We start from the raw sequence: 13,934 nt of genomic DNA on the forward strand, positions 1-13,934 counted from the left end.
TTATTGCAATACGTTGTATTATAAGAAACTATAGTGCAACGTATGGTATTAATAATTGTTTGTCAGGAATAGCTTATGGAAACCCGCCGTGCAGAACGAATCAATAAACTTACTCAGGCCCTAAAGCGTTCCGACAAAATCCACCTCAAAGACGCGGCCAATTTGCTGCGAGTCTCTGAAATGACTATTCGCCGTGATCTTAGCGCCGAGCCGACCGCCGTGATTTTGTTGGGTGGTTATGTGGTGATGGACCCTAAAAGCAATAACGCCAATAACTATTTTGTTTCTGACCAGCAAGCCAAACAGGTGGAAGAAAAACGCCGTATTGGTCAGTTGGCAGCAAGGTTGATCGCCGAAAATGATACGGTTTTTTTTGACTGCGGCACTACAATTCCCTCTATTATCGACGAGATAGACGAAGAACTGGTATTTACTGCCATTTGTTACTCCCTTAACACCTTTCTTTCCTTACAAGACAAACCCAACTGTAAAGTGATTCTGTGCGGTGGTGAATTCAAACCCAATAACTATATTTTCACACCGATCAGTCAGCACAATGAGCTGGACAATGCCTGCCCAAACAAAGCTTTTATCTCCGCAGCCGGCGTTTCAATTGAGTATGGCGCCACCTGTTTCAACTTCGATGAAATTCTGTTAAAGCACCGAGCTATGGCCAAATCACAACAGAAAATCCTGGTGGCCGACCACAGTAAGTTCGGTAAAATAAAACCTGCCAGCATTGGAGCATTGACCCTGTTTGATGCGTTAGTCACCGACCGCCAGCCTGATGCCGAGTTCAGCCAGTTCTTTTTACAACATGGCATCAAAATCGACTGTTAGACTTGATTACATAGCAAAAATCTTAACCCGGTAAATACCGGGTCGATAAACCTATCCGCATATATCAAGTAAAAATTGGATTATATTTAAGCAGAATAGCACAACATTAAATAACCATATTATATTTGTGGTTAAATCACTCTTTGCCTATCAAATTTCTAAAACACAATTCCATTATTAAATGAACATGCAACAGTATAAAGATTTAAGGTAAATTAATTTAACATTTAGTGTTCATTTAACGCATTTAAATAAAAGAATAACGTTAGTTTATTGTCAGACAAATTAGTGACAGAAAAAATTTATATGACAAATATAGGGCTCGATACTAATAATCATGCGCTGACTTATTCCCCCTCACTATGCCTATTGTCTTTTTTCCTCTTATTTTCCTGTTGAATTTATCATCAAATCCATAAACCACCATCACATGATAATTGATTTAATAACATTAAAAATCAACAAGTTAAATTATTTTTGTTGTTTTAAACTAATGATATTCATCAATAAATCAGTGAAAAAATCGATTTCCGCTAGATCCATAAGCGTGGTTAAAATATATTGCACGCCAAGAAGCAAGGAATAAAGAATAGTCTGTTTATTTATCGGCCAGAAGGGAAAGTATACTTTTCATTATTTCTAGTGATAAATCATAAACATTTACATAACAATCAGTTTTAAATTCGTAACAAATGATCGGCGGCGAGTTTATTAAGCATTTGGGAGCATGATCACGGTAGTTTTCACTGCAAATCGCTATCTTGCCGCCAGCAAAAACTATTGTTCTTCCAAGAACACCAAAAATATCCGATACCGCGAATTCATCTTCTTAATATCGGTTAAATTTTGCACTTGACAATTTAGGTATAAAGCACGATTACGGCACCAAAGTAATAACCAGGGCACCAATTTTAAACGAATCGTTTTGACTGAATTTTTCGCCTGATTATGCAACTCGATAATGCATAGCGGGTATCTAACTTTCGGCTCTTAATTTTAAATTAACGTGTTCACAGTGGAGATCTTTATGGACACTACTCAAGCAGGCACTATTGCCTCCCCGGGAAAAGTTTCATCAAGCACATGGCGTAAAAGTGACACCATGTGGATGTTGGGCCTGTACGGTACTGCAATCGGTGCAGGCGTATTGTTCCTGCCTATCAATGCCGGTATCGGCGGCCTTCTGCCGCTGATTGTAATGGCCATCATTGCTTTCCCGATGACCTTCTTTGCTCACCGTGGTCTCTGCCGGTTTGTGCTGTCAGGCAAAAACCCAGGTGAAGACATTACTGAAGTGGTTGAAGAGCACTTTGGTATCGGCGCAGGTAAGTTGATTACCCTGCTTTACTTCTTCGCTATCTACCCGATTTTATTGGTATACAGTGTGGCAATCACCAACACCGTTGATAGCTTCATTACCCACCAGATGCATCTGCCATCACCACCGCGTGCTATTTTGTCCCTGATTCTGATCGTGGGCCTGATGACTATCGTGCGTTTTGGTGAGCATGCCATTGTAAAAGCAATGAGTATTCTGGTATTCCCGTTTGTTGCAGCATTGATGTTGTTGGCTGTGTACCTGATCCCTAACTGGACCGGTGCAATATTTGAACATGTATCAATGGACGGCAACGGTACTGGTAGCGGTCTGTGGATGACCATGTGGCTGGTTATTCCGGTCATGGTGTTCTCATTCAACCACTCCCCTATCATCTCGGCGTTTGCAGTATCAAAACGTGAAGAGTACGGCGTAGATGCAGAGAAAAAATGTTCACGCATTTTGGCTTTTGCTCACATCATGATGGTTGTCACCGTTATGTTCTTCGTCTTCAGTTGCGTACTGAGCCTGTCTCCTGCGGATCTGGCGGATGCGAAAAGCCAGAACATTTCTATTCTGTCTTACCTGGCTAACCACTTTAATACTCCAATAATTGCCTACATGGCGCCGGTTATTGCCTTTATCGCTATCACCAAGTCTTTCCTGGGTCACTATCTGGGCGCACGTGAAGGCTTTAATGGCATGATGATTAAGTCTCTGCGTAGCAAAGGCAAAACCATCAATCATGACAAACTGAACCGTATTACTGCCCTGTTCATGCTGGTAACAACCTGGATCGTCGCAACCATGAACCCAAGCATTTTGGGTATGATTGAAACCTTGGGTGGCCCAATCATCGCGATGCTGTTGTTCCTGATGCCAATGTACGCAATCCATAAAGTTCCAGCGATGCGTAAGTACAGCGGCCATATCAGCAACGTATTCGTGGTTATCATGGGCCTGATTGCTATCTCTGCAATCTTGTTCAGCCTGTTCGGTAAATGATTCTGAGGCTGGCCAACGTCCACGGCCAGCCAGTTATCATGGTCTGATGTTGTAAATTGTTTCAAAAACCGGAGCGTCCGCTCCGGCTTCCTACCACGGCAATGTCATCACTTTAATAATTAGAACCTTTAAGGGGCGATATATGGTCAGCGTTTTTGACATTTTCAAGATTGGTATTGGTCCATCCAGCTCTCATACCGTCGGCCCAATGAAGGCTGGCAAGCTGTTTACCGATGACCTAATCGAACTGGGGCATCTTTCTGCCGTCACCCGAATCACTGTTGATGTTTACGGCTCTTTGTCTCTTACCGGTAAAGGCCATCATACCGATATTGCGATTATTATGGGTTTGGCGGGGAATCTGCCTGATACCGTTGATATTGATGCAATCTCTGGTTTTATCCGCGATGTAGAGTTGCGGGAACGTCTGCTGTTGGCAAACGGCAGCCACGAAGTTGATTTCCCGGCCAATGGCGGGATGAACTTCCACAGCACTAACCTGCCATTGCACGAAAATGGTATGACCATCAGCGCTCATGCGGGTGATGACTGTATTTTCAGTAAAACGTATTACTCCATCGGCGGTGGTTTTATTGTCGATGAAGCACACTTTGGTCAGGAAGATAGCCAAGCGATTACTGTGCCTTATCCGTTCAAGTCTGCCCGTGACTTGCAAAAGCACTGTAAAGATACCGGTTTATCACTGTCCGGTTTAGTGATGCAAAATGAACTGGCATTGCACAGCAAAGCCGAAATAAGTGCTCACTTTGCCGCAATCTGGGCAGTGATGCGTGCCGGTATTGAGCGCGGCATCAATACTGAAGGGTTATTGCCTGGTCCAATGAAAGTACCACGTCGCGCCGCAGCTTTGCGCCGAATGCTGGTTAGTACCGATAAAAATAACTCGGATCCGATGATGGTTGTCGATTGGATTAATATGTATGCATTAGCCGTCAATGAAGAGAACGCTGCGGGCGGGCGGGTCGTGACTGCCCCGACTAACGGCGCGTGTGGCATTATTCCGGCAGTTTTATCTTACTACGACAAATTCATTCGTCAGGTAAATGAGAACTCATACAGTCGCTACTTCCTGGTCTCTGGTGTGATTGGGGCGCTGTATAAAATGAATGCGTCTATTTCCGGCGCTGAAGTGGGTTGTCAGGGCGAAGTGGGTGTGGCCTGTTCCATGGCCGCAGCAGGCTTGGCTGAGTTGATGGGCGGTAGCCCTGCTCAGGTGTGCATTGCAGCAGAAATCGCGATGGAGCATAACCTAGGGCTGACCTGTGACCCAGTGGCAGGGCAAGTTCAAGTGCCGTGTATTGAGCGTAATGCAATTTCTGCGGTGCAAGCCGTTAACTCTGCGCGCATGGCGCTACGTCGTACTAGCGAACCCAGTGTTTGTCTGGATAAAGTCATCGAAACGATGTATGAAACCGGCAAAGATATGAATTCTAAATACCGCGAAACCTCCCGAGGGGGGTTAGCAATCAAGATCGTTGCCTGTAACTGATTTATATCAGTGATAGGTCACCTAATATGCTAAAAGGGCTACTTTTCAGTAGCCCTTTTTCTTATTAATCAATCATCTTCTTTAAACTAGCCAAATACGCTACCAAACCATTGACTGAGTTTCATCATCACGAAGTCCCAGATGCGACTAAAGAAACCGCCCTCTTTTACTTCGTTTAATACCACCAGCGGGCGTTGGTCAATCGTCTTGCCATTAAGCTGAAAATCGATGGTTCCGACCACTTGATTTTTGGCCAGCGGCGCACGCAGCTCCGTTTGATCCAACTTATAACTGGCTTTAAGATCCTTCATCTGCCCTTTCGGGATAGTGATAGCGGCATCCTCTGCCACCCCAAGCTCGGCCTCGCCGGTATCACCAAACCACACTTTCTGCGTCACAAAAGGTTTGGTGGCTTTAATCGGCACCACGGTTTCATAGAAACGGAAGCCCCAGGTCAACAGTTTTTCACTTTCACTAAAGCGAACCCGATCACTGGGTGCACCTAACACCACAGAGATTAAACGCATTGGCCCTTCGGTTGCAGATGCGACCAGATTATGCCCCGCACCGGAGGTAAAACCGGTTTTCATGCCATCCACATTGAGATTAGTGCTCCATAGCAGACGATTACGGTTAATCTGACGAATCTTATTAAAAGTGAATTCTTTCTCTTTGTGCAGCGCATACTCTTCCGGCACGTCGCGGATCAGTGCCTGACCTAATACCGCCATATCCCGCGCAGTGCTGTACTGCCCTGGCGCATCAAGACCATGGACGGTCATAAAGTGAGTATTCGCCAGGCCCAAGGCTTTGGCGTAATTGTTCATCAGGCCAACAAAACTGTCTTGGCTACCAGCCACATAATCGGCCAACGCAATACTGGCATCATTGCCTGACTGAATCACAATACCTTTATTCAAATCGGACAATTTTACCTGATCGCCCGGTTTCAAAAACATCAGTGAGGAACCACGTAATGCCGGATTACCCGTAGCCCAGGCATCTTTCCCCACGGTCACTAAATCATCAGGGTGCACTTTCCCCGCTTTAATGGCCTGTCCAATCACATAACTGGACATAATCTTAGTCAAACTGGCCGGATCGAGGCGCTGGTCACTGTTCCCTTCCACCAACACCTTTCCACTGTTGTAATCCATCAGCACATAGGCTTTGGCATCTACCGGCGGAGCAGCCGGGTCTCCAGCCGCATGCGCGGCGGGCAGCACCAAAAGCAATAAGCCAGCACTGAAGGTTAATTTCTTTATCTTAAAGGGGAGGATAAATTTCATCATGAGGTCGCCAGAGTATCCTTGCTAATAATTGGAAATAAGTGGTATTCCCAGAACCAACCACTGTCCAATTAGCGAAAAAATAACGTCTTTTCACTTAGACTGAAATATTAGCTTAGTCATATTTCAGTCCCTTTTCTAAATTTATCCCATTGCTGGCTCAATTGGGCGTAGTTTTACGTTTTGTTTTGTAAAGAGACTGTTTTTTGTGAATATCGATGGCTATACGGCTAACCATCTTCCTGTCTGAACATCCTTACACCTAAGCACCTAAACGTCTAAAAAAACATAAATATATAACAAAAGGTAATATAGACAGGTTATTTGTTCTTTTTAATGCTTAAGCCGCTAGCGCTATTATCCAGCCCATCAGTTGTTATCCAAATTCATGCTGTTAAACAATTTATGCTGTTAAACAAATAATGCTGGAGTATGCAATGGCTATCCCACGCTCGGTACTTGATCTTATCGGCCACACCCCGCTACTGGAACTGACCCACTTTGATACCGGCCCATGCCAACTGTTCGTCAAGCTGGAAAATCAAAATCCCGGTGGGTCGATTAAAGACCGTGTCGCGCTCTCGATGATTGAGCAAGCTGAAAAAGAAGGGTTGCTGCAACCCGGCGGAACCATCATTGAAGCCACCGCTGGCAATACCGGCCTTGGGTTGGCATTGGTGGCGGCGCTAAAAGGTTACAAACTGCTATTAGTGGTACCGGATAAAATGAGCCAGGAGAAAATTTTCCACCTGCGAGCATTGGGCGCACAAGTGCTATTGACCCGCTCGGATGTGGGCAAAGGGCATCCGGCTTATTATCAGGACTATGCTCTGCGTCTGGCGCAGGAAACACCGGGGGCTTTCTATATCGATCAATTCAATAACCCGGCAAACCCCGCGGCGCACCGGACATCGACCGGCCCTGAGCTGTGGCAACAGATGGATGGGCAGGTCGATGCCATCGTGGTGGGTGTTGGCTCCAGCGGCACCCTGAGCGGCCTGAGCCAATACTTTGCCGAGGTTTCACCCGCCACCGAGTTCGTACTGGCCGATCCTGCGGGATCTATTTTGGCAGATTACGTCGACAGCTCGCAGATTGGCGATGCGGGTAGCTGGCTGGTCGAAGGAATTGGTGAGGATTTTATCCCGCCACTGAGCAACTTTTCTCAGGTAAAAAAATCTTATCGCATCGATGATGCTGAAGCCTTCAGCACCGCACGCGCGCTATTGCGGGAAGAAGGGGTACTGGCAGGCTCATCTACCGGCACCCTACTGGCCGCAGCATTACGCTATTGCCGCGAGCAAACCACACCAAAGCGAGTGGTCACCTTCGTTTGCGACAGCGGCAACAAGTACCTGTCCAAAATGTTCAACGATTACTGGCTCATGGAACAAGGTTTGCTGAGCAAGCCCCAGTATGGCGATTTGCGTGATTTCATCACTTATCGTCATGAGGACGGCGCAACAATTTCTGTTTCACCGCAGGACACGCTGGCCGTGGCTCACGCCCGAATGCGCCTATATGACATCTCCCAACTACCCGTATTAGACGGCGAAAAAGTGGTCGGGTTAATCGACGAATGGGACTTGCTGAACACCGTACAAGCAGATGCCAGCCATTTCAAATTACCGGCCAGTGCCGCTATGACCCATCAAGTGAACACATTACAAAAAGAGGCCGATTACCGCTCTCTACTGGCAACATTCAATGATGGCCATGTAGCAGTAGTGTTGGATGGAGAGCGTTTCCTTGGCTTGATTACCCGCACTGATGTTTTGAATACCTGGCGTCAAAAGCTGGCTTAATCTTCTCATATTAAGGATTTTTATTATGGCAAAGTTCGATACCTTAACCGTTCATGCCGGTTATACCCCCGATAGCACCGGTGCGGTGATGCCCGCAATTTACGCGACATCCACCTTCGCACAACCCGCTCCCGGTGAGCATACTGGTTATGAATATTCGCGCAGCGGCAACCCAACGCGTGCCGCGCTGGAAAAGGCGATTGCGGAACTGGAAGGGGGCACTCGAGGTTACGCCTTCGCCTCTGGTCTGGCAGCCTGTTCAACTGTGCTTGAACTGCTGGATCAGGGTAGCCATATCATTGCCGTGGATGATTTATATGGTGGAACCTATCGCCTGCTGGAAAAAGTTCGCAGCCGAACGGCCGGTTTGCGAGTGACCTATGTCTCCCCTGCGGATACCGAGGCATTAGAACAAGCAATATTGCCAGAAACCAAAATGATCTGGGTGGAGACACCGACCAATCCATTGCTGAAACTGGCTGACCTGGCGGCCATTGCGGCGATTGCCAAAAAGCATCAACTTATCAGTGTGGCCGATAATACCTTCGCCTCCCCTTACATCCAGCGCCCGCTGGAACTGGGCTTTGATATTGTGGTGCATTCCGCCACCAAATACCTTAATGGCCATTCTGATGTGGTCGCTGGCGTCGCGGCGGTGGGCAATAACCCTGAACTGGCAGAACAGTTAGGCTTTCTGCACAATGCGGTGGGCGGAATTTTAGATCCTTTCAGCAGCTTTCTGACGTTACGCGGACTGCGCACCTTGGCTTTGCGCATGGCGCGACATAATCACAGCGCTCAGCAGATAGCCGAGTGGCTCGAAGGGCAACCACAAGTTGAAAATGTCTATTACCCAGGGCTGAAAAGCCACCCACAACATGAGCTGGCATCACGGCAAATGGCGGGTTTCGGCGGTATGATTTCTGTGCGATTGAAAGGGGATGATGAATACGCTCGCGCGGTAATCAAACGCTCACATCTGTTTACCCTGGCCGAAAGTTTGGGCGGGGTGGAAAGTTTAATCAGCCAGCCATATAGCATGACTCATGCCTCCATCCCCTTAGAAACCCGGCTGAAACACGGTATTACGCCACAATTGCTACGTTTGTCGGTGGGTATTGAGGATACCGAGGATCTGATTGCGGACTTGGCACAAGCACTAAACGGTTAATCTCCTGCTGACAGGACGTTGCCGCGTTGATAGCGGCAACGTCCATTATTACGCAGTGAAACCACAGCAATCAATACCGCGGCTGTTATATCAAATATAGGTGGTGATAAATTTTAGCGCCGGTGAGCCAACGACCTGACCCATCTATCGCCCAGGCTTTGTACGCCCTGAACCAAAATGACCAATATGATTAATGTCGCTACCATCACTTCATTATTAAAACGTTGATAACCATAACGAATAGCCAAATCACCTAATCCACCGCCACCAATAACCCCCGCCATTGATGAGAATCCCACCAGCATCACGACAGTTAAGGTAATACCGGCCAATAAAGCGGGAAGTGCCTCTGGCAACAGAACTTTTTGAATCACATGGCGTGCCGAGCCGCCCATCGATAAAATTGCCTCAATCCGCCCTTTATCCACTTCATCCAAGGCCGCTTCGACCACTCGGGCAAAAAATGGGATGGCCCCCAGAGTAATTGGCACGATGGCCGCGGTACTGCCTAACGTGGTGCCGATAATCCAACGGGTAATCGGAATCAACGCAATCAGTAACACCACAAAGGGCATTGAGCGCCCCAGATTAACAATGGCACCGACCAATGTATTCAAGCGCGGCGCAGGCAAAACCCCATTGGGGCGCGAAATAAATAACAACACCCCCAGTGGTAAGCCAATCAATACAGTGAAAAAGGTGGCAATTACCACCATATAGATGGTTTCGCCGGTGGCATTGGTGACCAGTGCCAGCAGATCTTGCCAACTCATGCCGCTGTTCATATCAGTTCTGCCCTCACGCCACGCTCATTAAGAAATTGTAAGACCTCAGCTAAACTCAACCCGCCGTCTGGGTGGCTGAAATCAACCTGCAAACGCCCAACCCGCTGGCCACCTATCGATTCCACCCCACCGCCAAGTAGGGTTACCCCCACGGCATGTTGCTGCGCCAACTCACTGAGCACGGGGGAAGCCGATAAGGTATCGAAAAAGGTTAGCTCCGCCACTGGCGCACCAGACAACGACGCCGGCCCCCGAGCGGGAAGCAATGAACGCCCTAAACGGGAATGTGTTGATGCCAATAAGTCAGCAATAGCGCCGGTTTCCACCACCCGCCCCCGCTCCAACAGTGCTGCGCTATCACAGATGGATTTCACCACCTCCAATTCGTGAGTGATCAACACGATGGTCAATCCAAGTTGGCGATTGATATCACTGAGCAATGCCAGGATCGATGCGGTGGTTTCAGGGTCCAGCGCGCTAGTCGCTTCATCAGATAACAAATATGACGGTTTGGCGGCCAGCGCTCGGGCAATTCCCACGCGCTGTTTTTGTCCGCCCGATAACTGCGAGGGGAAAGCATAAGCCTTGTCACTCAAGCCAACCAAATCCAATAACTCCGCAACGCGCTGCTGGCGTTGCGCTTTGGGCATCCCAATAATTTCCAGACCAACAGCAATGTTGTCCCATACATTACGTGAATGAAGTAAATGGAAATTCTGAAAAATCATGCCGATATTTTGCCGTTGCAGCCGCAATTCACGGTCAGAAAGTGTGGTTAATTCCCGGCCATCCACTTGAATACGGCCCGAAGTGGGCCGTTCCAATAGGTTTAGACAACGGATTAAGGTACTTTTACCTGCCCCGCTACGGCCAATAATACCGAACACCGAGCCTGTCGGGATCTCAAGCGAGACCTCCTCCAGGGCCACCATTGGCAGCCCTCCTTGTGGATAGGTTTTACTCAGGCGTTCGATGCTAATCATGATTTAAGGCCTGCCACAGGGATAACTGAACCGGCGTATTTCTCAGTGATAAACTTCGCCACTTCGGGTGACTGTAAATCTTTCGCCAATTGTTTGATTCGTGGATCACTGGCCAGCGCGGGGGTGGTGACCAGAATATTGGCATAAGGGTTACCGGCAGCTTTCTCCAGTCCTAATGCATCTTTCGCCGGATTAAGCCCTGCCTCCAACGCATAATTTCCATTAATCACTGCTAAATCAACATCATCCAATGAACGAGGGATTTGCGGTGATTCAATCTCTAAAATTTTCAGGTGTTTTGGATTGTCCGCGATATCCTTCGGCGTCGCCTGATTTTTAGCCGGATCGGTAAAGCCCGGCTTCAAGGTAATCAGTCCCTGATCTTTCAGTAAATAGAGCGCACGGCTGAGATTAGTCACGTTATTCGGCACCGCTACCGTGCCATTTTGCGGGACATCAGCAAAGGTTTTATGTTTGTGGGAATAGACGCCAAGTGGCTCAATATGCACCGTTGCGGCCACGGCAAATTTTTGCCCCAGCGCCTGCTCCTGGGAGTGCAGATAAGGCACATGCTGGAAGTAGTTGGCATCGACATCACCGTGTGCCAGCAACTCATTCGAGTTCACACCATTGGGGATCTCGATGACCTTCAGGTTCAGAGAGGGATCGAGTTTTTGCACAAATTGCAGAATTTCTGCATGAGGAACCGGATCGGCGGCTACCCGCAGCGCTTCGGCTGCCTGTGCTGACAAACTAAAAGAAGACACCCATGCAGTTAGTAAGGTGGCACTAATCAGGCCGGAAATACGTGTTTTAGTCATTATCATCACCCCAAAAATAAAGTTTTTAATTCAAGCGACCCAAAAATCAGTGCGCCAGGTAGATTGCCAGCAGACGATCCGCGATGAACTTATCCAACCCCTACAGCTTCAATTGCGCAGGGTAGTAACGCTCGGCAACATCGGGGTGAGAGCGCAAACGGCCCTTGAGATAATTAAGCCCAACATCACGAAACAGCGGGTTATGAGGATCACTGGCTGGCCCACGCGCTTGCGCCACCAGCGGCGCTGGCAGTTGATACAGCGGAACCACCGCATCCAGACGCGCCCCCAGGAAGAAGGCGATAGATAACCGGTCTGTACCGGCAGGAGGTGTTTCCACCCGGTGCACCGTGGCGCGCAGATAACCATTACTGGCCAGCTCCAGCAGCTCTCCAATATTGACCACGAAGGTGCCGGGTCGTGGTGCGGCATCAATCCAGCGCCCTTCCTCCACCTCCACCTGCAAGCCGCGTTGCTGGTCTTGCAATAAGAAACTGAGGAAACCGGAGTCTTTATGCGCACCGACCCCCTGACCGCTTTGCGTGGTTTCACGCCCCGGATAGCGAATCAGCTTGATATGTTCATTGGGTTTATCGCCATACAACTCATCAAATGCATGTTCATCCAGTTCCAATGCCAGAGCGAAAGCCCGCAGCAAGCGCAGTGCCATTCCGGTCATTTCCCGCTGCCATTGCAGTATTGTTGGTTTTAATTCCGGCAGAGCCTCGGGCCACTGGTTTGGCCCTTGCAGCCGTGCCCAACTTGGCGTGCCCGGCGTTTGCGGTAATGGGGCTCTTTCAGCACCAATATCGAACTGTTCACGCCAGTCCGGCTGGCCTCGTGTTAACTCAGAGGCCGCACGGTTATAGCCACGAAAATGTGGCGAGCGCACCATGGCCACCGCCAGTTTGTCCTCATCAGGCAAGGCAAAAAATTCACGGGATAAGGTTTGGATTTGTTGTAATAACGCGGGGTCAATGCCATGTCCGGTGAGATAAAAGAATCCGATATCTCGTGCGGCATGGCGTAAATCGACTAAGAATGCCTGACGTTCAGTTTCACTGCCATTAAGCAGAGAAAGATCCAATAGTGGTAATGTGTTGGCAGATAATGGGTTAACCGCGGTTGGGTTAACAAATAATGGGTTGCTTAGTGTTTGATGACTCATGTTTCACTCCAGGATTTTCAGTCGGTTGCTTTTTTTGCTCAGAACCAATGAAAACTGGACAACCATATAAACGAATAATCAGCATAATCAGCTCCTGGGCTGTGGGGTGAAAGCAGACAGACGACAACACTCTTTCTTTAGCCATCGGGCGTTTAGTGACAAACCGCGTTAATAACCTGTCATTTAAGGATAAAAAGCAGTTTTAAGAGCGTTCTCGACTAGATACTTAACAATCTATATCTAAACGATATAAACAATTAACACCGAAACTGAGTAACTCACCAATATCAATCCGTTCTATGTTATTTCTTTCATTACTGATAACAATGCCGTATCGCCTGCCCGGCAACATCGAAAACCAGAGTCATAACGTTGTCTTAATATTCAGATAATCTGCCATCCATAACTGTATCGGGGTGAGCTAGCAACCCTGCCGTGCTAAGTAAGCTTCCATGTTTTGCTAGAAAGTATTAGCTTAACGGTTGATACCCTTTTTTCCATCGGGGAATTTCAGATGCCCAGCACATGCACTGTTAAGTTTCACTTCAATCTTTCTGTCAGCCGGGAGGTGACTTAATGGATTTGGCCCTGTTTGATCTCGATGAAACGCTGATCAGTGATGATAGCTCCGGCCTTTGGTTACGCTGGCTGGTTGATAAAGGGCTGGCTCCTAGTGAGCTGGCAGAACAAGAACAGTATTTGATGAAACAGTACTATCAAGGGCAGATGTCGATGTCCTGTTATATGGAATCAACATTGTCGCCCTTAATCGGCAAACATACGGCTGAAGTTGCTGGCTGGGTTGAGCGTTTTATCGAGCGAGATATTCTGCCTCGGATTTATCCGCAAGCCAGGAAGCTACTGGCCTGGCACCGTAATCGCGGTGATTACATCGTGATTATTTCAGCTACCGGCGAACATTTGGTTACCCCTATTGCGCAGCATTTCTCTGCCAATGCAGCATTATCTATCGGTGTTGCGGTGGAGGATAACCGCTACACCGGCAAGACCTATGGCACCCTGACTTACCGTGAAGGCAAAGTCGAACGGTTAAAACAGTGGCTCATGGCGTCGCCTCAGTTAGATTTTCAGCATACCTACGGTTACAGCGACTCGATTAATGACAAGCCGCTACTGGAATATGTTGATCATGCGGCAGTGATTAATCCCGGTAATGAATTAGTGGATTTGGCAATACTGCATGACTGGGATATCCACCATTGGCAACGGCGTTAAATA

At 48.0% G+C, this 13,934-nt stretch carries 11 protein-coding genes; 6 read left to right on the forward strand and 5 right to left on the reverse strand.

What is annotated here, in order from left to right; all coding sequences use genetic code 11:
- Window positions 1-75: 75 nt before the first annotated feature.
- The 3 genes from deoR (at window position 76) to ACWJJO_RS14340 (ending at window position 4,673) form a co-directional block, all read left to right on the forward strand.
- The gene (deoR, locus tag ACWJJO_RS14330) at window positions 76-840 is read left to right on the forward strand and encodes a DNA-binding transcriptional repressor DeoR (RefSeq protein ID WP_083158394.1); all 765 of its coding nucleotides are present in this window, start codon (window positions 76-78) and stop codon (window positions 838-840) included.
- A gap of 1,027 nt (window positions 841-1,867) precedes the next feature.
- The gene (locus ACWJJO_RS14335; protein ID WP_083158393.1) at window positions 1,868-3,163 is read left to right on the forward strand and encodes an HAAAP family serine/threonine permease; all 1,296 of its coding nucleotides are present in this window, start codon (window positions 1,868-1,870) and stop codon (window positions 3,161-3,163) included.
- Between the two features lie 142 nt (window positions 3,164-3,305).
- Window positions 3,306-4,673, forward strand: a complete 1,368-nt coding sequence (locus ACWJJO_RS14340) for an L-serine ammonia-lyase (protein WP_083158392.1) — start codon at window positions 3,306-3,308, stop codon at window positions 4,671-4,673.
- Between the two features lie 86 nt (window positions 4,674-4,759).
- Here the strand turns inward: ACWJJO_RS14340 and ACWJJO_RS14345 are convergent, their stop codons facing one another.
- Entirely contained in the window at window positions 4,760-5,965 is a 1,206-nt protein-coding gene (locus ACWJJO_RS14345; protein ID WP_083158391.1) for a serine hydrolase, read from the reverse strand.
- 434 nt (window positions 5,966-6,399) lie between these two features.
- Between ACWJJO_RS14345 and ACWJJO_RS14350 the strand changes: the two genes are divergently transcribed.
- Both ACWJJO_RS14350 and ACWJJO_RS14355 read left to right on the forward strand, forming a co-directional pair.
- Window positions 6,400-7,767 carry a pyridoxal-phosphate dependent enzyme gene (locus tag ACWJJO_RS14350; protein ID WP_083158390.1) on the forward strand — a complete coding sequence of 456 codons (1,368 nt, stop codon included), beginning with the start codon at window positions 6,400-6,402 and terminating at the stop codon, window positions 7,765-7,767.
- Window positions 7,768-7,792: 25 nt separating this feature from the next.
- Complete coding sequence (locus ACWJJO_RS14355; protein ID WP_083158389.1) at window positions 7,793-8,938, forward strand: trans-sulfuration enzyme family protein; 1,146 nt, start codon at window positions 7,793-7,795, stop codon at window positions 8,936-8,938.
- 113 nt (window positions 8,939-9,051) lie between these two features.
- On the opposite strand, the gene ACWJJO_RS14360 is transcribed toward ACWJJO_RS14355, so the two are convergent.
- The 4 genes from ACWJJO_RS14360 to ACWJJO_RS14375 all read right to left on the reverse strand — a co-directional run bounded on the left by ACWJJO_RS14360 (window position 9,052) and on the right by ACWJJO_RS14375 (window position 12,695).
- A complete protein-coding gene (locus ACWJJO_RS14360; protein ID WP_083158388.1) occupies window positions 9,052-9,723 on the reverse strand; it encodes a methionine ABC transporter permease in 672 nt (223 codons plus the stop codon).
- Window positions 9,720-10,706, reverse strand: coding sequence for a methionine ABC transporter ATP-binding protein (locus ACWJJO_RS14365; RefSeq protein WP_372569337.1), 987 nt, complete (start codon window positions 10,704-10,706; stop codon window positions 9,720-9,722). Before ACWJJO_RS14365 ends, ACWJJO_RS14360 begins: the two co-directional genes overlap by 4 nt.
- Complete coding sequence (locus ACWJJO_RS14370; RefSeq protein WP_083158386.1) at window positions 10,703-11,527, reverse strand: MetQ/NlpA family ABC transporter substrate-binding protein; 825 nt, start codon at window positions 11,525-11,527, stop codon at window positions 10,703-10,705. The genes ACWJJO_RS14365 and ACWJJO_RS14370 overlap by 4 nt, the downstream gene beginning before the upstream one ends.
- A gap of 100 nt (window positions 11,528-11,627) precedes the next feature.
- Window positions 11,628-12,695 (reverse strand): isopenicillin N synthase family dioxygenase, encoded by a 1,068-nt coding sequence (locus ACWJJO_RS14375; RefSeq protein WP_420073685.1) that lies wholly within the window; start codon window positions 12,693-12,695, stop codon window positions 11,628-11,630.
- Between the two features lie 576 nt (window positions 12,696-13,271).
- Here ACWJJO_RS14375 and ACWJJO_RS14380 point away from each other — a divergent pair.
- Entirely contained in the window at window positions 13,272-13,931 is a 660-nt protein-coding gene (locus ACWJJO_RS14380; RefSeq protein ID WP_083158385.1) for an HAD family hydrolase, read from the forward strand.
- Window positions 13,932-13,934: the final 3 nt, after the last annotated feature.

Source organism: Yersinia antarctica, assembly GCF_056636475.1.

What these genes read in the sequence shown, in the direction of transcription:
- ACWJJO_RS14360 (WP_083158388.1), bottom strand. Translation starts at nt 9,723, where the DNA reads ATGAACAGCGGCATGAGTTGGCAAGATCTGCTGGCACTGGTCACCAAT.
- ACWJJO_RS14380 (WP_083158385.1), top strand. Translation starts at nt 13,272, where the DNA reads ATGGATTTGGCCCTGTTTGATCTCGATGAAACGCTGATCAGTGATGAT.
- ACWJJO_RS14335 (WP_083158393.1), top strand. Translation starts at nt 1,868, where the DNA reads ATGGACACTACTCAAGCAGGCACTATTGCCTCCCCGGGAAAAGTTTCA.
- deoR (WP_083158394.1), top strand. Translation starts at nt 76, where the DNA reads ATGGAAACCCGCCGTGCAGAACGAATCAATAAACTTACTCAGGCCCTA.
- ACWJJO_RS14355 (WP_083158389.1), top strand. Translation starts at nt 7,793, where the DNA reads ATGGCAAAGTTCGATACCTTAACCGTTCATGCCGGTTATACCCCCGAT.
- ACWJJO_RS14340 (WP_083158392.1), top strand. Translation starts at nt 3,306, where the DNA reads ATGGTCAGCGTTTTTGACATTTTCAAGATTGGTATTGGTCCATCCAGC.
- ACWJJO_RS14345 (WP_083158391.1), bottom strand. Translation starts at nt 5,965, where the DNA reads ATGATGAAATTTATCCTCCCCTTTAAGATAAAGAAATTAACCTTCAGT.
- ACWJJO_RS14375 (WP_420073685.1), bottom strand. Translation starts at nt 12,695, where the DNA reads ATGAGTCATCAAACACTAAGCAACCCATTATTTGTTAACCCAACCGCG.
- ACWJJO_RS14350 (WP_083158390.1), top strand. Translation starts at nt 6,400, where the DNA reads ATGGCTATCCCACGCTCGGTACTTGATCTTATCGGCCACACCCCGCTA.
- ACWJJO_RS14370 (WP_083158386.1), bottom strand. Translation starts at nt 11,527, where the DNA reads ATGACTAAAACACGTATTTCCGGCCTGATTAGTGCCACCTTACTAACT.
- ACWJJO_RS14365 (WP_372569337.1), bottom strand. Translation starts at nt 10,706, where the DNA reads ATGATTAGCATCGAACGCCTGAGTAAAACCTATCCACAAGGAGGGCTG.